At 45.4% G+C, this 21031-nt stretch carries 17 protein-coding genes and 3 pseudogenes; 11 read left to right on the top strand and 9 right to left on the bottom strand.

From position 1 onward, the window contains the following. Window positions 1-30: 30 nt before the first annotated feature. Window positions 31-429 (bottom strand): hypothetical protein, encoded by a 399-nt coding sequence (locus EWA64_RS00365; RefSeq protein ID WP_061894802.1) that lies wholly within the window; start codon window positions 427-429, stop codon window positions 31-33. A 124-nt stretch (window positions 430-553) separates the two neighbouring features. Continuing rightward, window positions 554-970, bottom strand: a complete 417-nt coding sequence (locus EWA64_RS00360) for a hypothetical protein (protein WP_061894803.1) — start codon at window positions 968-970, stop codon at window positions 554-556. Window positions 971-1514: 544 nt separating this feature from the next. Between EWA64_RS00360 and EWA64_RS00355 the strand changes: the two genes are divergently transcribed. Then, window positions 1515-1679 (top strand): ParB family protein, encoded by a 165-nt coding sequence (locus tag EWA64_RS00355; protein ID WP_082796678.1) that lies wholly within the window; start codon window positions 1515-1517, stop codon window positions 1677-1679. A 280-nt stretch (window positions 1680-1959) separates the two neighbouring features. Here EWA64_RS00355 and EWA64_RS00350 read toward each other — a convergent pair whose 3' ends face one another. From EWA64_RS00350 to EWA64_RS00330, 5 genes are all read right to left on the bottom strand, one after another. After that, window positions 1960-2364: a hypothetical protein gene (locus tag EWA64_RS00350; protein WP_061894804.1), complete on the bottom strand. Its 405-nt coding sequence runs from the start codon at window positions 2362-2364 to the stop codon at window positions 1960-1962. Beyond that, the gene (locus tag EWA64_RS00345) at window positions 2361-3260 is read right to left on the bottom strand and encodes a site-specific integrase (RefSeq protein ID WP_061894805.1); all 900 of its coding nucleotides are present in this window, start codon (window positions 3258-3260) and stop codon (window positions 2361-2363) included. The genes EWA64_RS00350 and EWA64_RS00345 overlap by 4 nt, the downstream gene beginning before the upstream one ends. Beyond that, a complete protein-coding gene (locus EWA64_RS00340; protein WP_061894806.1) occupies window positions 3253-3486 on the bottom strand; it encodes a hypothetical protein in 234 nt (77 codons plus the stop codon). The genes EWA64_RS00345 and EWA64_RS00340 overlap by 8 nt, the downstream gene beginning before the upstream one ends. Further along, window positions 3486-3698, bottom strand: a complete 213-nt coding sequence (locus EWA64_RS00335) for a hypothetical protein (protein WP_061894807.1) — start codon at window positions 3696-3698, stop codon at window positions 3486-3488. The genes EWA64_RS00340 and EWA64_RS00335 overlap by 1 nt, the downstream gene beginning before the upstream one ends. Before the next feature lie 1021 nt (window positions 3699-4719). Beyond that, window positions 4720-4896 (bottom strand): hypothetical protein, encoded by a 177-nt coding sequence (locus EWA64_RS00330; protein ID WP_170320341.1) that lies wholly within the window; start codon window positions 4894-4896, stop codon window positions 4720-4722. Between the two features lie 373 nt (window positions 4897-5269). Between EWA64_RS00330 and EWA64_RS00325 the strand changes: the two genes are divergently transcribed. Next, the gene (locus tag EWA64_RS00325) at window positions 5270-5608 is read left to right on the top strand and encodes a hypothetical protein (protein ID WP_061894808.1); all 339 of its coding nucleotides are present in this window, start codon (window positions 5270-5272) and stop codon (window positions 5606-5608) included. A 250-nt stretch (window positions 5609-5858) separates the two neighbouring features. Here EWA64_RS00325 and EWA64_RS00320 read toward each other — a convergent pair. Then, window positions 5859-5936, bottom strand: a pseudogene (locus tag EWA64_RS00320) (hypothetical protein); the annotation flags it as partial. A gap of 156 nt (window positions 5937-6092) precedes the next feature. Continuing rightward, window positions 6093-6200 (bottom strand): prepilin-type N-terminal cleavage/methylation domain-containing protein, encoded by a 108-nt coding sequence (locus tag EWA64_RS00315; protein WP_170320342.1) that lies wholly within the window; start codon window positions 6198-6200, stop codon window positions 6093-6095. Between the two features lie 648 nt (window positions 6201-6848). Here EWA64_RS00315 and EWA64_RS00310 point away from each other — a divergent pair. The 9 genes and pseudogenes from EWA64_RS00310 to EWA64_RS00270 form a co-directional block, all read left to right on the top strand. Continuing rightward, window positions 6849-7414, top strand: a pseudogene (locus EWA64_RS00310) (reverse transcriptase domain-containing protein); the annotation flags it as partial. Between the two features lie 393 nt (window positions 7415-7807). Further along, window positions 7808-8032 (top strand): helix-turn-helix domain-containing protein, encoded by a 225-nt coding sequence (locus EWA64_RS00305; protein WP_061894812.1) that lies wholly within the window; start codon window positions 7808-7810, stop codon window positions 8030-8032. Window positions 8033-8041: 9 nt separating this feature from the next. After that, the gene (locus EWA64_RS00300; protein WP_061894813.1) at window positions 8042-10462 is read left to right on the top strand and encodes a type I restriction-modification system subunit M; all 2421 of its coding nucleotides are present in this window, start codon (window positions 8042-8044) and stop codon (window positions 10460-10462) included. Next, window positions 10459-11877 carry a restriction endonuclease subunit S gene (locus EWA64_RS00295; protein ID WP_139045690.1) on the top strand — a complete coding sequence of 473 codons (1419 nt, stop codon included), beginning with the start codon at window positions 10459-10461 and terminating at the stop codon, window positions 11875-11877. The genes EWA64_RS00300 and EWA64_RS00295 overlap by 4 nt, the downstream gene beginning before the upstream one ends. Continuing rightward, window positions 11870-14497 carry a TrlF family AAA-like ATPase gene (locus EWA64_RS00290; protein ID WP_061894814.1) on the top strand — a complete coding sequence of 876 codons (2628 nt, stop codon included), beginning with the start codon at window positions 11870-11872 and terminating at the stop codon, window positions 14495-14497. Before EWA64_RS00295 ends, EWA64_RS00290 begins: the two co-directional genes overlap by 8 nt. Then, window positions 14476-15645 carry an RNA/DNA-binding domain-containing protein gene (locus EWA64_RS00285; RefSeq protein WP_061894815.1) on the top strand — a complete coding sequence of 390 codons (1170 nt, stop codon included), beginning with the start codon at window positions 14476-14478 and terminating at the stop codon, window positions 15643-15645. The genes EWA64_RS00290 and EWA64_RS00285 overlap by 22 nt, the downstream gene beginning before the upstream one ends. A 162-nt stretch (window positions 15646-15807) precedes the next feature. Next, window positions 15808-18918: a type I restriction endonuclease subunit R gene (locus tag EWA64_RS00280; protein ID WP_061894816.1), complete on the top strand. Its 3111-nt coding sequence runs from the start codon at window positions 15808-15810 to the stop codon at window positions 18916-18918. Further along, complete coding sequence (locus EWA64_RS00275; RefSeq protein WP_061894817.1) at window positions 18918-19631, top strand: M48 family metallopeptidase; 714 nt, start codon at window positions 18918-18920, stop codon at window positions 19629-19631. Before EWA64_RS00280 ends, EWA64_RS00275 begins: the two co-directional genes overlap by 1 nt. Window positions 19632-20503: 872 nt before the next feature. Beyond that, window positions 20504-20739 (top strand): annotated as a pseudogene (locus tag EWA64_RS00270) (transposase domain-containing protein); the annotation flags it as partial. Between the last annotated feature and the right edge of the window lie 292 nt (window positions 20740-21031).

Genomic DNA, 21031 nt, shown 5'->3' with positions numbered 1-21031 from the left:
GTCATATTGTTGTCAACCCATTCATCAAGCTTACTCATTCGAAGATCCTCTTTCTTTTCTAATTAAATCAAAACCATGTTCAATACCATTAGTGACTTCACGTAAGCATGTCTTATTTGGTGAACTCAAACTAGCAATAACTCGACCAATCTCATTGCCCAAGTCACAAAGCGCAATATCACCATCAGGAAGGCTATCAAGTACTAACTTGAGGTTTAAAAGAAAAATATATGGGTTTACCAAATCTGAACGAAGCTCATCGAAAACCTCATTTCGGTTAGCCATGAAATTATCTGTAATACTCTCTACCGCGTCGGCGAAAGACAACCAATCAGGCTTTGTTTCGGTCTTGGCGAGTAAATCACTGTGGGTATTATAAGGATTCATCCCTTCTAACAGCTCTTTTTCGGTCAGCTTTTTATTGCTCATCTCATACAACCTGGAAGGATTTTTAGATAAATTGCAGTATAGCAAAATCAGCTAGACTGCTGTTAGGGTGAATGCGCTGAAACAAACTTTGGGGCAAAGATGAATCAGCAGAGGGCTAACTAGCTTAAAATGGGTAGTGCTCTTCTTCATACGCTTCCACCCAGGTCACTAGCTTTTCAAGTTCGTCACCTTCGGGTGTGCCTGGTTCAGCATCGAATATGGTTTCAATCCTCTTTAAAACCATCTTGTACTCGTTTTCTGACGGTATTTCCGATTCAGTAAGTCCTTTAACTTTCATGAGAGTTTCCCTATCGACACTCCCGCTTTTGTTAAAGCGTTCAGCCATTTTTAGCATTTTTTCCATTCGGGTGTCGTTAAGAGCATCGTCTCTTTGAACAAGAAAATCGCTTTCTGCTTTATCCGTATCTTCAGAATAAGATCCCCAATCTTTTTCATTTGTAGTCGCGAGCTCATCAGCGTGTGCTGTTTTGGGGGTAATACCCTCAAGCAGTTCTTTTTCTGAAAGTGGTTTACGGCTCATGGCTCGCTCCTCGATTGAAAGTAACATTAGATGATTTATAGCATAGTGAGTTACCGGCTGTAAGGTATGAGCTGTTTTAAGACAAGCTTTGGGGCATTGCTGTGTTACTAAGTGCCTCCTGTGGCAGGTATTTAAAGAGTCGCTTTTATCTTGCTTGACCGTAAAACTTAGCAGCTATTATAAAGGCTGCTTGCTCCACTCGGGTCACAAACTCTAACTATGCCGATTCCTCTCATTCTAAAGTCAATTTTGCTTAGGTTCGCGTCACCCGCATCGAGAATTTTTTCAAATTCAGGAGATCCAGCCGCGATCTCGTCTGGCCGCTCACTCACCCTTTTAAACTTGATAATAGATTTTTCGTTGTTCGGTAAGGTCATGAAACTATTGGGAAGTAATGCGAACGAATTAGATTTTTTGTCGATCGCGTTCAGGAGAAATTTGTCAATGTTCAGGCTGAACAGCCCCTTGATGGAACCAAGTTAGACATCATTGCCGCGATAAAAGCAGAGTTAAAAATCACTGAAGCAAAACAAGTGAAAGAGCAATCAGAAGTGACCCCCTAGCCCAGTTTAACAGCAAAGGCGTTTTTGCCCGTAAGCGAGTAAAAGGCCGTAATTTCTCGTATGAGTTTGGCCGCTTGTCTAAAGACGTGCAAAATGAACTCGATCAGGCGATCGCGGCTGTCCTGGAGAAGTATCAAGACCATTGAACCTGTTTTGAATCTCACAATAGGCAGCTCTTAGCTTGGCTGCCTATTGTGGGTCAATCAGAATTGGCCGAAACATAAACGATCCAGCTCTTTTTTGGACATTTCTGAGTTGAACGAAGCCGCTCCGCGGCAGAAATGAATAGCCCCTAATAATCATACTCTTTAGTAACACCATCATGTCGTTGGTGTGTTACTGGAGAGAACACTATGACCCCGTCTGAAAAAGAGCGCTTTGACGCCTTATATCAACATCATCATTATTATTGCGCTCTTCGGGGGGTTATTCCTGTTTTTTTAAATCGAGCCCGAACTGAATCAATTTCGTTAGACTCATTTTTTCCCCATTGTGAGTAAAGTGGTAGTGTTTGAAGAACTCGGCGATGGCTTGGTGCTGTTGCTTCCTTCGGTCAAAAGCACTTCTCATACGATGATATTGCTCGTCTTTCTCTTTGCATTCTCGGCACTCGTAACTTCGACGATGCTCTTCATAAGCATAAAATCGACTGTCTTCTGCGCATTGGCTAATCCAATCGTCACGTTCTTCTTCTGTCGCTTTGAGCTTGTTTGTGAGTTCATTGATTTTTAGCGTTTTTTCATGGTTTTGTTCGATGAGTGTCTGACGATCGCGTTGTAAGCGCTCAATGACATTTTTGAGTTTGGCTATTTCACGTTCTTCTTCGGTCATCTTAGGTAAACCTCGGTAATATTAGGGCGAAAATGCCCCATTTCTTGGGAGACTACTTCGAGTGCTTTCTCATACGGCATCGATTTTTGCAGTTCGCTCATGCGCTCTTGGGCGTAGCTATGCCTTAGTCCATGCGCTCCAGTACTCCAATTCAATGTCCGATTTGAGGCTGTAGTGAAAGAACTGGACCAACGATTACCGCCATTAATGTCGTAATGACTGGTGTAGTGCACGCCTCGGTCGGTGATCTGAATGGGGTGCACAAGTCTGCGATCTTCCAATCTTTCTGCAAGACTTTTGGGTATGAGAACTTCACGAACCAGACCGCCTTTTCCCTCGACGGTGTAACGCTCACCCTCTCGAGCTGAGAATTTCTCTTCCAGTGCAGGTCTAGGATCAGGAGATCGTTCATCGATGCGTTGCAGGGTATAAAGCTCATGCGCTCGAAGTCCGGCGGCGTGAGCGATTTCAGTGGCGAGGGCGTTGCGTTCGGTTTGTGCCTTCGCAATCATTGCTGCTTGCTCAGGGGTGTAAGAGCGAGAGGAAAGTATTTGCTGCTTATAGGATTTTATCACATCCAGTTTTTCAGTCGGCCCGAGTTTGCCTGTGACATGTTGCATCATGGATTGAATCGCCTGACGCTCCATATCTAAGGTTTTTTGCCCCACTTCTGTGGCCCTATCGGTTAAATACTGGTGTGCCTGTTCAACCGTTAAATCTCGGAGACCACAATTAAAATCGGCATTGGCGTGTTTGGCGACTATCGTCAGACGTTCTTCGTAGTTGCGAACCGTGCCAACGCTAGAGAGGTTTTTCCTCTGCATCTGCTTCATAACGTTTGCGGCCTGTTTTGCAGCAACAGCTTTTGGATCGACATTCTTCGCAAATTTAGCCATGTTTTTCTAACCATCGAAGAACGGTGGAGTGAGCGACTTTGATCCGTTTGTTGGTGCGAAGCCAACGCTGAAGCTCTGCGCCAGTTGCGCCAGCTTGATGAAGCTCCAATAGTTGATACTTGTATTTGTCGAGGCGTGATTTTCGAGTGGAATAGGAGCGTTTCCGTATGGTTTGGGTTTGATCTTTCAGGGCTGAAAGTTCGCTTTGAACATCGAAGTCAGTCATTAGAGTTGAGCGCTTTTAAAACCTTCGTCCATGATGGTTTTTATATCGTCGACGTTGATTAACCATCGTGAACCGGCACTTTTCCATGTTCCATTGGATTGTTTGTATTCAACATCAGGGAGGCGGCCAATAAAACCTTTATGAGTGTTATAGAGTTTTTCGACTTCAAATGAGGTGCGAATGTTTTCTCTTTGGTTGTAAGTGTATGACATTGTTTTTCCTTGTAAGAACATACAATCTCGAACATCGAGACAGCGACAACTTAATGCCTATTCGCCAGTTTTGTGTGAGAAACACATGGATTATCTGACCGTTTTCCAAGCCTGAAGTTGGCTAAACATTGCTGCTTTGCAGTTTGAACTTAAGCTGTTCTCAGCGTGGTCGCGAGTGCGATTTGAACTAAAACCGTTCTCGGTATTGGCACATATGTGCTTGGTATCGTGGGTGATACTGACCTTGCATTTCGCCATATATCCAAATCAAATTTGAAAAGCACACTTGCCAGTGCAGCGATTACGCCACCATAAAACTGATTCACATCGTTGCGCAAATAATGCACTGTTCTTGGTTAAAGATCAAATTTCAAATTGAGTATGCGTTATTTAATATGCGTGAAATGTCTGAATCATTTACTTTATAAGACCTTGCTAGGTTAAACGAAGTTCTAACCTAGCGAGGTCTTGATCGCCATCAAAATTTGCGAAGTGTCTCTCCCAAATTTGCAATGCGGAGCGAGCAAACAGGGAGGGACGCTGAGTGAATTTGATAGGGGTATGAAGTGACAGAGTGATGAAAGATGAATGTTCACAACGAACATTTGGCTCCGAACTGACGCGCTGCGCTTGTCGCATCCCCACACCAAGAAAACGGCTTCGCCGATTTCTTGGTGTGGGGATGTTCAGTTTGGAAAACTCAAAGGTGTGGTAGTCTTATGAGTAGGTATGTTCTTGGGAGGTGGTTCTTATGAGTGGCCTATTTGTGATTATTGGTATCGCGTTGTTGATTAGTGTTTTCGCGCTTTACTCGCCACAGATAAGCGCATGGTGCGATAAGCAGTTAAGTAGTAAAAGGGAGCACTAAAATTTAACGAATTTTGGAATAAATCTTCTTTACTCTAAAATGCGTTGCGTTTGTATAGACTATTTTTTCTTCTCAACAACGGTTGTTGATGGGTGTAATTTTGCGTATTGAAGAGAAACAAATTGCCCAGTGATTGCACTTCTCGCAATCTTTTTATTGGTTTTCTTTTTGTTCATTTAAGTAACCCTCTTCTCTTAATTGATTGGTAACTGTTTCTCGAGCTTTTTCACAGTCTAATTGCTCGATACTATTCTTAATTGCCTCGCCAAATTTTTTGTTGAGGAAATCATCAAACTGCTTTCTTGAAATTTCTTTATTGTTTAATTTCAATTTTACCCCCCTTTTTTAATTTTTGTGATTCGTGTCACATTGTAATGCATTTGCTGGCATATGTTCAAGTTGATAGATGAATTAGGTCTGAAACATAAAAAACGCCCCTTAGATGTAGCGGCTCGCAATCGAAAACAGTCGGACTCGCAATCAGCGCAAATTTCGGCTCACATTAACTGCAAATAGGGGGGAGTGACCGGGTAGAGAAGTGGACCTTGATTAAGGCGGTCAGTGAGCTCTCCTCTCACCCCATAAATCACTGAGTCTAATGGTTCAATCTTAAGTCATCGGGCTGACTCCCTTCAGGTTGATATCTAGACGCGTAAAGTCGCTCCCAGGGTCGTCACTCTTGGTCTCGCTACTGGGATAAAAAATGAAAGCCTACTTTCTCATACTCATACTCAGCGTCGTCGGCTTACCCACCTTAGCCACGGCTTCACCGGATTTGGACATCCCCCTCCCCACCATGATTGATCGCCTCGTCATTGACAGCCGACAAGGCGATGCCTTTCTGTCCATGGAAACCAACAGCGAACCGTGCCCGGGTGGGTATTTTGTGGCGAAAAGTCACCCAGGATACGACGGGCTCTTAAGCATGCTTCTGGCCGCCTATCAGGCTCACACACCGATCATCGTGTCGGCTTATCCCGACTCGTTGTGGCCCGCCAGCCGTCAAACGGTGTGCGAACTTCACAGCGTCACCTATCCCTAACCGCCTCACTAAGGCCAAGGATTTTATATGGCACTTATCCCATCCGGACACACTGTTATGGTCAGTGCGATATTGTTCACCGGTCTTAGTGCCGTCGGGAGTTGGGGCGGTGAGTCTCTCCCCTTCACGCAGAGACCTTCCTCCCAGGAACGCCCAATCGCCCCCCATTTGAGCCCAGAGGCGGCGCTGCCATCCCCGGTCATTCAGTTGCAACAACGACTATCGGTGGCGCCAGAGGCGCCGTTGTCCTGGCAGTGCGGAGAATTTGTGTCTGCAGGGTAAGGTCCTGATCATTGGTTGAAACGCGGGCATAGCCGTAAAGTGCCATGAAAACTGTCTCGTTTAACTCTACTCTAAGTGGACACTCAAGGTGGTCGCGGGGGAGTATTTCATTTTCACTTAGCGTGAGTCGACAAAAGTCGATTGTGAGTCGAGCAGGATAAATGCGAGCTCATTATCACTTAATGTGAGCCGGTGGCGTTTTTCATTTGCAGTTAATGTGAGCCGAAATTTGCGCTGATTGCGAGTCCGACTGTTTTCGATTGCGAGCCGCTACAATTAGCAATTCCAGTAGAGTAAATCCGTTTTTCATACACGCTCCAATAGCAATGTTCAGGCTGAACATTGACAACTTTCATCGGTTAAATAAGCCTGAATCGATTGGCTTCGAGTTAGGTGTGAAGGTGTGCGTCTTAACCTATTCAACGGTCTCGCTGCCATGATTGAAAGTGACACCGACTTGTCTCTTGGTAGCGGTGCTACTGATGGGAGATGGCCTCCCGAAATCTGCCTGTAGGGGGCGGTTTCAAACCGCCAAGTGCTGCTGTATTTAAGATATATGGTAGTGAGCGACTTTGGAAAAGGTATCAATAAGATATCATTTATGAATCAAGAAGATGAGCGAAAGCAAACCGTCCGATGACGCATCGTTAAGGATTAAGTATTGTCAAAACTAGGGGCGCCCAGTAACCCTAAGATTAGCTGAAAGGAAACCTACTTACTGTTTCAGCGGCAATCGGTGTATAGGCGGCATGAGCTTGATTTAGGCGGTAGCATGGAACGTGGGAACCTGGATGTGAGTTTAAGGGAAATGACAAATGGCAAATACCATGAGGAAGAATACCGATATCAAATACAGGGACGGAGCGGCTCGTAGTAGCGATGAGTCATCTGTAATGGATGAGGAGTGAAGGGAAGCATTATCCAGTTGATGAAATTCAGTCAACCTAGCAATAGCCAGATGGCATCAACAAAATCGTTTGATATTTCAAAACAGCTCGTTTGGAGGGCATATCAGCGTGTGAAAGCTAATAAAGGCGCAGTTGGTGTAGACAAAATCTCTTTGTCTGCATTTGAGCGAAACCTGAAAGGAAATCTCTACAAGATATGGAATCGTATGTCGTCAGGCTCCTACATGCCACCACCTGTTCAGCAGGTAAATATACCTAAGAAGGATGGTGGTACAAGGAGTCTGGGTGTCCCATGTCTGATCGCATCGCTCAGATGGTGGTCAAGATGCTAATAGAACCCGAAATAGACAGATGCTTCCATCCTGATTCTTACGGTTATCGACCAGGGAAATCGGCACTGCAAGCGGTAGATAAAACTCGACTGTGGTGTTGGCGAATGGACTGGGTCGTTGAGTTTGATATCAAAGGCGCATTCGACAATATCGATCATGAGCTTCTGATGAAGGCTGTGCGTCATTATGTAAAGATTAAGTGAGCTTTACTGTTCATCGAAAGATGGTTAAAAGCGGCAACACTCAATGTTGACAACGTCCTAGAACCTCGTACTCAGTACACCCAGCGCGTCAGCAGCGGATTTTGCGCTTGCCCGATGGTAGCCGACCACAGCGCAAAGTTAGCCTATCCGACAACATCCGCCCACGCATGTATTGTGTTAAAGGAAGCATCTTGGATGACTAGAAAGGCGATGAATCCTGTGTAGGCTTGTCACCTTGCAGTGCTCCGCCAGTAAACCAAGGGCTTGGCTAGGTTTACTGGCTAAGGCGGACAATACCGTTAGAAGCATTCCAGTGAACTGCCAGCGTACCAACAACCAGCACCGAACGAATAACAAATACGCTCAATTATTTGGTTTTAACTCAAATAAGTTGAGAATAATCATAATCGTGGTAGGGTAAGAAACAGTGAAAAATCCCCAAGCTTATGGTTAAGAAAACACCGTGGAGAGAGCATGATCCGCTGCCACCTAGCCCGATTAATGGGTGAGAGAAAAATGCGCATTAGCGACGTGATGCGTGAAACCGGCCTCAGCCGTACCACAGTCACGCTACTGTACAAAGAAACCGCGCTCAAGGTGGACTTAGAGGCGCTCGATAAGCTGTGCGAGTTATTCGACTGCGAGTTAAACCAATTATTGGAACATACTCCGGCCAAAAGCCAGACGATGAAAGGTTAAGGAACCCAAATGGCCATTAAGAAAACCGAACTTTACTCCTCCCTTTGGGCTAGCTGTGATGAACTACGCGGCGGTATGGATGCCAGTCAGTACAAAGACTATGTGCTGACCATGCTGTTTATGAAGTATGTCTCTGACAAATACAAAGGTGACCCTTACGGCATGATTGTAGTGCCACAAGGTGCCAGCTTTGACGATATGGTTGCCCTGAAAGGCGACAAAGAGATCGGCGATAAAATCAATAAAATCATCAGCGCGCTGGCCGAAGAAAATGACCTCAAAGGCGTCATCGATGTTGCCGACTTCAACGATGAAGACAAGCTTGGCAAAGGCAAAGAGATGATTGACCGCCTGTCTAAGCTGATTGGTATCTTTGAAGGGCTAGATCTCTCTGCCAACCGCGCCGATGGCGATGACTTGTTGGGTGATGCTTACGAATACTTGATGCGCCACTTTGCAACCGAATCCGGTAAATCCAAAGGCCAGTTTTATACACCGTCGGAAGTGTCACGTATCCTTTCTAAAGTGATTGGTATTGATAGCAATACTCCGCAAGATGCCACCGTCTACGACCCAACCTGCGGCTCGGGCTCGCTATTGCTAAAAGCCAGTGATGAAGCGCCGCGTGGGTTGAGTATTTTTGGCCAGGAGATGGACAACGCGACCAGTGCCTTGGCGCGTATGAACATGATCCTGCACAACAACGCCACCGCCAAAATCTGGAAAGGCAACACCATTGCTGACCCGCAATGGAAAGAAGCAAACGGCCAACTTAAGACTTTTGATTTCGCCGTGGCCAATCCGCCGTTTTCCAACAAAAACTGGACCAGTGGAATTAATCCAAGCGAGGATGAGTTTGGCCGGTTCAGTTGGGGCATTCCGCCAGAGAAAAACGGCGACTACACCTTTTTACTGCACATCATTAAAAGCCTAAAAAGCACCGGTAAAGGCGCGGTCATTTTGCCACATGGTGTTTTGTTCCGAGGCAATGCCGAAGCGCGTATTCGTGAAAACCTGATTAAACAAGGTTACATCAAAGGTATTATCGGCTTACCGGCTAACCTGTTTTATGGCACCGGCATTCCGGCTTGCATTATCGTGATTGATAAAGAGCACGCGAACGCTCGCAGCGGTATTTTTATGGTCGATGCCAGCAAAGGCTTTGCCAAAGACGGCAATAAAAACCGCCTGCGCAGCCAAGATATTCACAAAATCGTTGATGTCTTTACCAAGCAGCTAGAACTGCCGCGCTACTCGCGTATGGTACCGCTCAGTGAAATCGCCGGTAACGACTACAACCTGAATATTCCGCGTTATATCGACTCCAGTGAACCGGAAGACTTACACGACTTAAGCGCTCATCTGCAAGGCGGTATTCCAAACCGCGACATCGATGCCTTAGAGCGTTACTGGCAAGTCTTCCCGAGCATTCGTGCGACCTTGTTTGAAAATGCCCGTGAGGGTTATAGCAAAGCCTTGGTTAAATCCTCTGAAGTAAAAGGTACCATTTTGAATCATGCGGAGTTTAAAACCTTCGCGACAGAAAGCTTGCAGCATTTTCATGCATGGAGTGAGGCTATCGCGTTAGAGGAAATCGCTATCGGTGATCAACCCAAATCGCTTATTTTTGAAATCAGTGAAAGTCTCTTGCATAGCTACGCGAACGTGGCGTTACTCAGCAAATACGACATCTACCAGATCCTGATGGATTACTGGGCGGAGTCAATGCAAGACGATGTGTATGTGCTAGTGCAAGACGGCTGGCCAGCAGGCAAAGTGTTGCGTGAGTTGGTCGTTAAAAAAGGTGAAAAACTGAAAGAAACGCCTGATCTGGTGATTGGTAAAGCCAAATACAAAGCCGAACTCATTCCACCGGCGTTAATCGTGGCGCGCTTTTTTGCCGAAGAACAAGCCAAAGTGGATAGCCTGCAATCGCTATTGGATAGCGCCAGCCAAGAGCTTGAAACCTATCTGGAAGAAAACAGTGGTGACGATGGCCTACTTAACGATGCGCTGAACGATAAAGATAAAGTCACCAAAGCCACCGTCACGGCGCGCTTGAAACTCGCCAGCGATCCGGATGAAAAAGCCGCACTAAAACAAGCCAAAAAACTCTTTGATGCCGAGGCCGAGGCCAAAAAAGCCCTAAAAGAAGCGCAAGAAGCCCTCGATTTAGCGGTGTTTAAGCAATACCCCAAACTCAGCATCGATGAGATCAAATCCCTGATTGTGGACGACAAATGGCTGGCAACGCTTGAAAGTAATATTGTCGCCGAAATCGAGCGCGTGACGCAGCAATTAGCGAATCGTGTGAAAGAGTTGGAAGAGCGCTACAGCGCCACCCTGCCGCAACTGACCCAATCGGTAGAAAACCTCAGCGATAAAGTGGCAGGCCACTTAAAAGCGATGGGCTTGGAGTGGACGCTATGAGTGGAATTGCGGAAATGAGTCCGAAATATCTGGCGGAAGCGGCTTCGAATGCTGACCTCATTGGCTATAAGCAGACCGAAGCTGGCGATATCCCATTAGATTGGGAGTGCCATAACTTTGGGGATTTAGTCGATTATAAAAAGGGATATGCGTTCAAATCCGAGCAATACGGCGAAACGGGCACGCGTATCATTAGAGTGAGCGATACAAGTTATGCGGATATAAAAGATGAATCCCCAATTTTCATCTCGGATAAGTTGGCAAAGCTTTATCAAGCATGGTCTCTCAGAGAAAGTGACCTTATTTTTTCTACGGTTGGTTCGAAGCCGCCAATGTATGATTCATTGGTTGGTAAAGCCATTTATGTAACAAAAAAGCATGAAGGAAGCCTCTTAAACCAAAATGCAGTTCGAATTCGAGCCAAATCTAAAACGGAAGGTATTCAAGCATTACTTTTAAATCATTTTCGAACAGAACGTTATATTGATTTTATTGAGGTGATTTATCGAGGAAACGCCAACCAAGCGTCCATCACGCTTGAAAACTTATTTGAATTCAAAATTCCTCTACCGAGCGTAGAAAAAGAACAAACCGCCATCGCCAATGCCCTGTCAGATGTCGATGCGCTAATTAGCGAGTTGGAAAAACTGATTGCCAAAAAACAGGCCATCAAAACTGCCACCATGCAACAACTCCTCACCGGCCGCACCCGCCTGCCGCAGTTTGCTTTGCGTGAAGATGGTACGCCAAAAGGTACCAAGCCAAGTGAGTTGGGAGAAATCCCGGAAGATTGGGAGGTATTTACCTTTGCTGACGTAATAAGCTTTTTGTCTAGTGGCGCAACACCCTATAGAGGAAATAAGTCTTTTTACAAAGGCACTATTCGTTGGATAACTAGCGGCGAGCTCAATTATTGCGTTATTAATGATACTCTTGAAAAAATCAGCGATGAGGCAGTCTTAAAAACAAACCTAAAGATTCATCCAGCAGGTACATTCTTAATGGCTATTACTGGATTGGAAGCCGCTGGTACGCGTGGTGCTTGTGGCATTGTTGGGCAGCCGTCAGCAACAAATCAGTCTTGCATGGCAATTTACCCAAACGAAAAGCTAATGACCCAGTATTTATATTTCTGGTATGTCTATAACGGCGAAGAGCTAGCCTTCAAATATTGTCAGGGTACAAAGCAGTTAAGCTACACCGCAGGGCTTATTAAAAAAATACCAATATATTTACCTTGCGATACTAGAGAACAAACCGCCATCGCCACCATCCTATCCGATATGGACGCAGAGATTCAGGCGCTGGAACAACGCCTTGGCAAAACCCGCCAGATCAAACAAGGCATGATGCAAGAGCTGCTGACGGGTAAAACACGGTTAATCAAACCATCAAAGGAGGTTATTCATGAGTGAATCCGTTTTTGAATATGGAAGTCGCTGGTTAAAGGCCGACTTCCACCTCCATACTCGCGCTGATAAAGAGTTTACTTATAGTGGTGAAGAAAATGACTATGCCAACCAGTATGTCGCGGCGCTTGCGAATGCGGGCATTGGTCTTGGAGTTATCACCAACCACAATAAATTTGATGTAGATGAATTTAAGGCACTGCGCAAAAAAGCCAAAAAGTCAGGCATTGGTTTGTTGCCGGGCGTTGAGCTATCTATTAAAGATGGTCAGGCTGGTGTGCATACGTTGGTGGTTTTTTCTGATGAATGGTTTAACAACAAAGAACAGACCAACCATATTCAAACGTTTCTCAGCCTGACTTTCGCGGGTATTGCGAACTTTGAAGATGAAAATGCGCGCTCGAACCACGATATTGTCGAAACCGTGCGTGAGCTGGATAAATTTCACAAAGATTACTTTCTCATTTTTGCCCATGTTGAAGCTCCGAATGGCTTATGGGGCGGGCTTGCTCCGGGACGAATCAAAGAGCTATTTGATAATGCGACAGTACGACGCAGAGCCTTGGCTTTTCAAAAAGTGCGCACCCGCGATGAGCGCGCGAAAATCCAGCAAGCATTAGGTTATTTGTATCCGGCTGAAGTGGAAGGTTGTGATGCCAAGAACCTTGCGGATATGGCGGCACGAAAAGAGGCAAGTTACTTAAAGCTTGGCTCATTCAGCTTTGAGGCGGTTAAATTTGCGCTGCGCGATAAAGTCTCCCGAGTCCGCGCCGAGCTGCCTAGCTATAAGCATTCTTATATTCAAAAAATCCGCTTTGAAGGGGCGGGTACTTTAGGTGGCACAGAAATTTGCCTTTCACCTGAGCTCAATACCCTGATTGGCATTCGTGGCAGTGGTAAATCATCCGTGTTGGAAGGCGTACGTTACGCGCTGAATATCCCCTTTGGTGATAAGTCGTCGGATGTGGAATACAAAGAGGGGCTGGTAAAACACTTACTGCGTAGTGGTGGCAAAATTACCATCGACGCCATTGATCGACGCGGGCAGCCCTATCAAATCCGCCGTATCTTGGGTGAGCGCCCCGATGTGTATGTGAATGGTCAGTTGCAACCTGGCGTGTCGGTGCGTGAAACGGTATTGCATCAGCCGATCTACTTTGGTCAGAAAGATCTTTCCAGCACGGGCGCTGGCTTTGAAAAAGACTTGATTGAAAAGTTGCTTGGCGAAGCGCTGGTACCTGTCCGGCAAAAAATTGAGCTGGGCCGTCAGCGGGTGGTGGATGCGATTAATCAGATTAAGCGCCTCAACCGAGCGGCAACGCAAAAGCAAGAATGGTTGCAGAAAAAGCAAGATGCCGAATTTAAGCTCAAGTTTTATCAGCAGCACGGTGTTGAAACCAAGCTGCAAAAGCAAATTGACTTTGAGCGCGACGAACGTAAAGCACAGCAAGTCATTCAAGGTGCTGAGCATTATCTATCCGAGCTCAATAGTTTTGTCGCCAGCTTTGAAGATGAGCTAAAAAATCAGGCGTTGTATAAGTCTGCCCAGAATCAGATATTTTTTGATGACTTTTTTGCGACCTACAAGCAGTTGATTGCTGGCTTTGATGGCATTAAGCAAACGGTGCTCAATGGTCACAATACGGTTGCGCTTTTACAGCAGAAACTAGCTGGCTTTGTACAACAAAAGCAGGCGCTAAAAGAAGAGTTTGCCGAGATTGAACGCAAACTGGCCACAGAGCTTAAGCAAGCTGGTGCACAGGCAATTAGCCCGCAAGAATTTAAACAACTTAAAAGCTTGTTAGATCAAGCCGAGCAAATGTTAGCCGTACTCGCCAAAAGCGAGCAGCAGTATGCGAATTTGAATCAATCCCTAGAGCGTGAATTAGCGCAGCTTAATGATTTATGGCTGGAGGAGTACCGCACCATTGAGCAGGTACTGAGCAAAATCAATCGGGTTGATTCGCCCCTTAAAATTGTGCCGCAATTTAAAGCGAATAAGGCTGCCATGCTTAAGCACATTCAAGATTTGTATCGCGGGAGCCGTATTCGTGAAGCAACGTTGCAAAGTGTGGTGGATGAATACAGTGATTTCGCATCGGCCTATCGCGACGTTGAAAAGCTGAAAAGCACGCTTAGCGGGTCTTTTGATACCTTCTGGCAGTATTTTGAAGACAACTTAGAAGCCTTGTTAACCTGGCAAGTGCCGAATGTATTTACTATCGAGTATCACGGCAAAGCACTGGCGCACCACTCGTTGGGGCAACGGGCATCGGCGTTGATGCTGTTTGTGTTAAGTCAGCAAGAAAACGACGTGGTGATCATTGATCAGCCAGAAGATGATTTGGACAACCAAACTATCTATGACGATGTCATCAAGCTGATTAGAGAGCTTAAACCTTCTACCCAGTTTATCTTCGCGACACACAACGCCAATATTCCGGTACTGGGTGATGCGGAACAGGTGATTGCCTGTGAGTATCAAGATGACCATATCGCGTTAGTTAACGGCAGCATCGACTGTGCTGACGTTCAGCAACGCATTGTAAGTATTATGGAAGGTGGTGCCGAAGCCTTCGAGAAACGTAAGCAGGTATATGAAGCATGGAAACCGAAGAACTCTTAGCGATTATTGCCAACGGTGAAGACTCAAGGCATCAGTTTAAGCAAAACATTACCCGAGCTGAGAGTCTGGTGCCCGAGTTAGCGGCATTCAGTAATTCTAAAGGCGGTTTATTGTTTATTGGAGTCACTGATGACGGAGGCATTCAAGGACTAACTATTGAGGATATGGGGCGAATTAATCAGTTGGTTTCTAATGCGGCAAAGGATGTAAAACCACCGATTTCCGTTACCACTGAAAATGTTGCTTTACCCAGTGGTATGGTGATGGTTGTTGATGTGCCTGAAGGCATAAGCAAGCCTTATATGGATGGCAACCTACATGTATGGGTAAAAAATAGCGCTAACAAATCCAAAGTCAGCGCGCGAGAAGAGCTACTGAGAATGTTTCAATCATCGGCGTTGGTCCATGCGGATGAGATATCTGTGAACGGTAGTTCTGTTACAGACATAGACCAAGAGTTTTTTGACGCATTTTTTGAAAGGGAATACGGCGAACGAGTTGAAGACCAAGACGTATCTCGTGTGCAACTGCTTGAAAACATGAATTTGGCAAAGAACGGGCAGCTTAACATCTGCGGCGCCTTGTTGTTTGCATCACGACCACAAATACGCTTACCGGTTTTTATTGTAAAAGCGGTGGCTTTTCCGGGTGTTGATATCGAAGACGAGCACTATATCGACAGCCAGGATATTAACGGCAAGCTATCGGATGTATTCCAAAAGGTTCTGGGTTTTGTGCTGGCTAACATTCGCCATGTGCAGAATGAACAAGGCTTCAACTCAGTAGGCGAGCCAGAAATTCCGCGAATCGTTCTTGAAGAGCTTATTGCCAATGCACTTATTCATCGAGATTACTTTGTATCCGCTCCGATTAAGGTTTTGGTGTTTGCTGATCGAATTGAAATCGTCAGCCCCGGTCACTTGCCCAATAACTTAACGATAGAAAATATCAAAATGGGTAACTCGAATGTTAGGAACCCAATTTTGGCCTCGTTTGCTCCAAAAGTGTTGCCATATCGGGGCTTGGGGAGCGGCATAAAACGAGCGTTAAAAGCGTATCCAGACATTGAGTTTATTGACGACAGGGCTGGCAATGCGTTCAAGGCCATTATTAAGCGAGCTCAAAGAATAGCGAGCACAGTTGGTTGAGTTGGGTGCTTAATAAAAGTCTAACTTGCTTGATCCTTACTTGACTTGGTGGTGATAAAGCTAGCTAATTTAGTTCTAATGGCTTGATTTTGATGGATATAATTTGCTTGATCGTTGCTTGATTGGCAAGGGGAACAAGCTTCGAATTGATTAGAGGTTAGGATGAGTAACGTTGGTCAGCGTGAGCGCGCTACCCAAAATCGTATCGTTCAGTTTTTTCAAACTGACTTAGGCTATCGCTATTTAGGCGATTGGCAGGATCGCGCTAATAATAAAAATATTGAAGTGGATATCCTAGTTGATTGGTTAAAAAAGCGTGGTGTCAGCGAGGCGTTGATCAATCGTTCTATTCGCCAATTAGATACGGCAGCAGCGCTGGGCGAAGGTAAAAAGCTCTATTACGCCAACAAAGAGGTTTATCGCCTGCTGCGTTATGGCGTGAAAGACAAAGAAGGTGCTGGCCATCTTAATGAAACTGTGTGGCTGATTGACTGGAAAAACCCAGAAGCAAACGATTTTGCCATTGCCGAAGAAGTGTCTATTAAGGGTGAGAACAAAAAGCGCCCAGATATTGTGTTGTATGTCAATGGTATCGCACTCGGTGTGATTGAGCTGAAACGCTCTTCTGTGTCTGTCTCTGAAGGTATTCGGCAGAACCTCGATAACCAAAAGAAAGATTTTATTCGTAACTTCTTTACCAGCATGCAATTGGTGATGGCGGGTAACGACACGCAAGGTTTGCGTTACGGCACCATTGAAACACCTGAAAAACATTACCTTGAGTGGAAGGAAGATTGCAGCAGCCATGAGCCAAATAGAGGGCCATACGATCATAAACTCGATTTTCACCTGAGCCGCGTGTGTAACAAAGCGCGCTTTCTGCAAATTATCCATGATTTTATTGTTTTCGATGCGGGTATAAAAAAGACCTGTCGTCACAATCAGTTCTTTGGTATTGAAGCAGCAAAACGCCATATCGCAAGGCGTGAAGGCGGCATTATTTGGCACACGCAAGGTTCTGGCAAAAGCCTCACTATGGTATGGCTGGCCAAATGGATACGCGAAAATGTCAAAGACGCCCGTGTATTGATTGTGACCGATCGTACCGAGCTGGATGAGCAGATTGAAAAAGTGTTCACCGGTGTTGAGGAAGATATTTATCGCACCAAAAGCGGTGCCGATTTGGTGGCGACGCTCAATCAGCCCAACCCTTGGTTGGTTTGCTCTTTAGTCCATAAATTTGGTCGGCAGTCTGATTCGGAAAACGATACCGCGACGGATGAGTTTATTGCCGAGTTAAAGAAATCCCTACCATCGGACTTTAAAGCCAAAGGCGATTTGTTTGTGTTTGTGGATGAGTGTCACCGTACTCAATCGGGCAAGTTGCACGAAGCGATGAAGTCCATCCTGCCAGAAGCCATGTTTGTCGGCTTCACCGGCACCCCCTTGATGAAGAAAGACAAGAAGAAATCGGTTGAGGTATTTGGCCCTTACATTCACACCTATAAATTTGATGAAGCCGTGGCCGATGGGGTGGTGCTCGACTTGCGCTATGAAGCACGAGACATTGACCAAAATGTCACTTCGCAGAAAAAGGTTGATGAATGGTTTGAGGCCAAAACACGCGGATTATCTCGATTAGCGAAAACCCAGTTGAAACAGAAATGGGGCACCATGCAAAAGGTGCTGTCCAGTAAATCGCGTTTGCAGCAGATTGTGAATGATATCTTGCTGGATATGGACACCAAGCCACGCCTGATGGATGGCTACGGCAATGCCATGTTGGTCTGCTCTAGTGTCTATCAAGCTTGTAAAGCTTATGAAATGTTCAGTCAAACAGATTTAGCCGGTAAGGTGGCTATTGTCACCAGTTTTCAACCGACTGCTGCAAGCATTAAAGGGGAAGAAACTGGTGAAGGTTTAACAGAAAAGCTCTTTAAGTACGATATTTACCGCAAGATGCTTGCGGATTACTTCGAGCAACCGGAAGACAAGGCCGCTAACCGAGTTGAAGAGTTTGAAAAAGAAGTTAAAAAGCAATTTATTGATGAGCCAGGGCAAATGCGCTTGCTCATCGTGGTCGATAAGCTGCTGACTGGCTTTGACGCTCCTTCGGCTACCTATTTGTATATCGACAAACAGATGGCTGATCACAACCTGTTTCAGGCCATTTGCCGCGTGAACCGCTTGGATGGTGATGATAAAGAATACGGTTACATCATTGACTACAAAGATCTGTTCCGCTCGTTGGATAAAGCAATTTCGGATTATACTCAAGGCGCATTTGATGGTTATGACAAGGAAGACGTTGCCGGGCTGCTGAAAGATCGTTTAGAGCAGGCCAAGCTAGATTTGGATAATGCTCTGGAAATGGTGCGAGCCTTGTGTGAGCCGGTAAAAGCGCCACGCAACACGGAAGACTACATTTATTATTTTTGTGGTAAGTCAGGTCTGAACCAAGACGAGCTCACCGAGAAAGAAGCGCTGCGTTTAACGCTTTATCAGAACGTTGCCAAACTGCTGCGTGCGTTCGCCAATATCGCCAATGAAATGCCTGATGCAGGCTATTCTGGGCAAGATGTGGACTCGATAAGAACAGAAGTGGCTCATTTTGAGAAAGTCCGTGACGAAGTAAAACTGGCCAGTGGCGATTTGGTAGAAATGAAACGCTTTGAGCCTGCGATGCGCCACTTGTTAGATATGTATATTCGTGCGGATGACAGCGAAGTGCTGATGGATTTTGAAGAGCTAGGGCTTATTGAGCTCATTGTTGAAAAAGGTGCTGATGCCGTGGAGGCTTTGCCTGAAAGTATTCGTAAGAATCAGGAAGCCATGGCCGAAACCATCGAAAATAATGTGCGTAAAACCATCGTTGATGAAAACCCGGTTAACCCCAAGTATTACGAGCAAATGTCGGTGTTATTGGACGAGCTGATTGAGCTTCGTCGCCAAAAAGCGATTGAATATCAAGAGTATCTGGAAAAAGTCCGCGAGCTATCTCGTAAGGTTATACGTCCAGAGCAGACAGCGGCTAACTATCCGCCATCGATGGACTCTAATCCCAAACGCGCGTTTTACGATAATTTTGGTCAAGATGAACTACTGGCTACCAAAATAGATAGTGCCATTCGTTATACCAAAAAAGCGGATTGGGTAGGTGATCGCTTTAAGGAACGAGAAATTGCCAATGCGGTTCGAGAAGAAACGGCGGGTTATGAGGTGGATATTCAGGGTGTAATGGAACTGGCAAAAGCGCAAAAAGAGTACCACTGATGCCTAAGGTAGAAATTGGTTCTATTACGATGCAGTTAAATCGTAAGGCAATTAAAAATCTCCATATCAGCGTACTGCCACCTGATGGGCGTGTGCGTGTTTCTGCTCCTGAATCTATGACAGAAACCGCAATCCGTATGGCAGTAATCAGCCGCATTCCTTGGATCAAGAAACAGCAGAGTGATTTTGCCAAACAACCTCGCCAATCTGATCGAGAAATGGTGAGTGGTGAATGTCATTACCTGTGGGGCAGGCGTTATCGACTGAATGTGGTCGAGCGCGCTGGTAAGCATGAAATCAAGCTAGGTCGTGGTCGATTGCATTTATATGTCAATCCCGCAACAACGCTTGAGAACAAGGCATTGGTACTGAACTCATATTATCGAGATGCGCTTAAAGCGCGAATCGCTGAGTTATTGCCTGTTTGGGAAGATAAGATCGGCGTTACAGCTGCCGATTGGGGAGTCAAAAAGATGAAAACCAAGTGGGGCAGTTGCAACACGCAGGCCAAGCGTATTTGGCTGAATTTAGAACTTGCTAAAAAGCCACCGGAGTGTTTGGAGTACATCCTAGTGCATGAATTGGTGCACTTGCTTGAGCGTAATCACAATGAATGCTTCAAGGGGTATATGGGCAAGCTACTTCCCGATTGGCGAGAGCGCCGTGATTTGTTAAACCGAATGCCTTTAGCACATAATAATTGGATTTACTAAAGTTTGGTTTTGTTTAATGCAGGTGAACTGGGGTATTAACGGATATTACTGACCATTTCGTGGTTCTACACGAGATGGTACGAATATATGTCCATTCAGCTTTGTTAATCACCAACAACACCCCTCCCGCTACCCGTTAGATCAGCACCCTGTGAGGGGGTACTCGTTTCTGGGCTTGTGATTTCGGGTAGTTTTTAAGAGATAACCCCAGTCTTAAAGGCGACTGAGGCGCAGCCACGAGCCAAAACACCAGGTAAAGGCTCAACCAACTTTACATTTAAAGAGCTTGAGTTGAGTATTGAGCGGATACTTTTTATGCGCGAATTTTCCTTTCGACTCGCATCACATTACGGGCTCGCAAGCTGTTAAACTGTCTCTCAACACAACCTGGTTTGCAAGGGAAGTAAACGCTGCGCCCCTAAAGCAACAAGTTGCTAAGGGCTAGCTAAATCGCAATACGATAAAGAATATCGGGCGAAGCGCAAAGCACGCAAGCCTGAGTTGATTGAACTTCATTATGAGGTCGTCTCTCGTGAGCAAAAATCCAATCCGAATTTTACTTTTGGCTTTTCTAACCGTCATTCCGCACCTAATTATCTAATAAATCATGTGACTTTCATCACGTAACGATTGATTGGGTCATCCAATGGTGGCTACCCAAGTCGGTTTCTGATAACAATATTCGGTTAAACTATCTCTCACTGCTATCAGGAGGCTAAACGTGACTCGTCATCAAAAATCACATGCCTCTCTGCTAGTGCCTCAAAGGCAGCAAGATTTCGCAATTGTTACGAACGTGTCGGCATATTCGGCGAAATAAATTCTAAAAATAGCTGCGGAATCTCGGGTCTAAACTTACTGTCTACTACACCGATGGCGAACTGCGCATCAGCAATATCCTTGCCGAGAATGCAATTCGCTCTTTCTTGGTTGGGAGGTGGTCATGGTTGTTCGCCTGGAGCGAAAGCCTACAGCATCGTCGAAACCGCAAAGCTAAATGGGCTAGAGCCATACGAATATCTTCACCACCCTCCTGACTAAACTGCTGTATGCCGAAACGGTAGAGCAGTTCGAATCTCTTCTTCCGTGGAATATCTCCAGATACTAATACTTCTAGCTGCTCACTTCAATACTGCTGGGTATTAACCGCTTACACTTAACTCTAAGTAGCTGCGATTCGTGGATGCTCATTCGGCGATGGCTTAAACCGATCTCAGGTTCATTAGATAATAAAGCCCACTTTTATGATTACTTATGAATCACAATCTTTCACTTTTAAAAATTGAAAGATTTCGAAACCACTTCGTAAGTAAGTTGAGAACAATATCAAAGTAATTTTCTCATCAATAAGTAAAATCATTATAAGAAAAATAAATAAAACAAGCTGTTAACTCCTAAGT

This window comes from Vibrio cidicii, from assembly GCF_009665415.1.
GTDB lineage: Bacteria > Pseudomonadota > Gammaproteobacteria > Enterobacterales > Vibrionaceae > Vibrio > Vibrio cidicii.
This window is presented reverse-complemented; position numbering and strand designations above follow the sequence as displayed.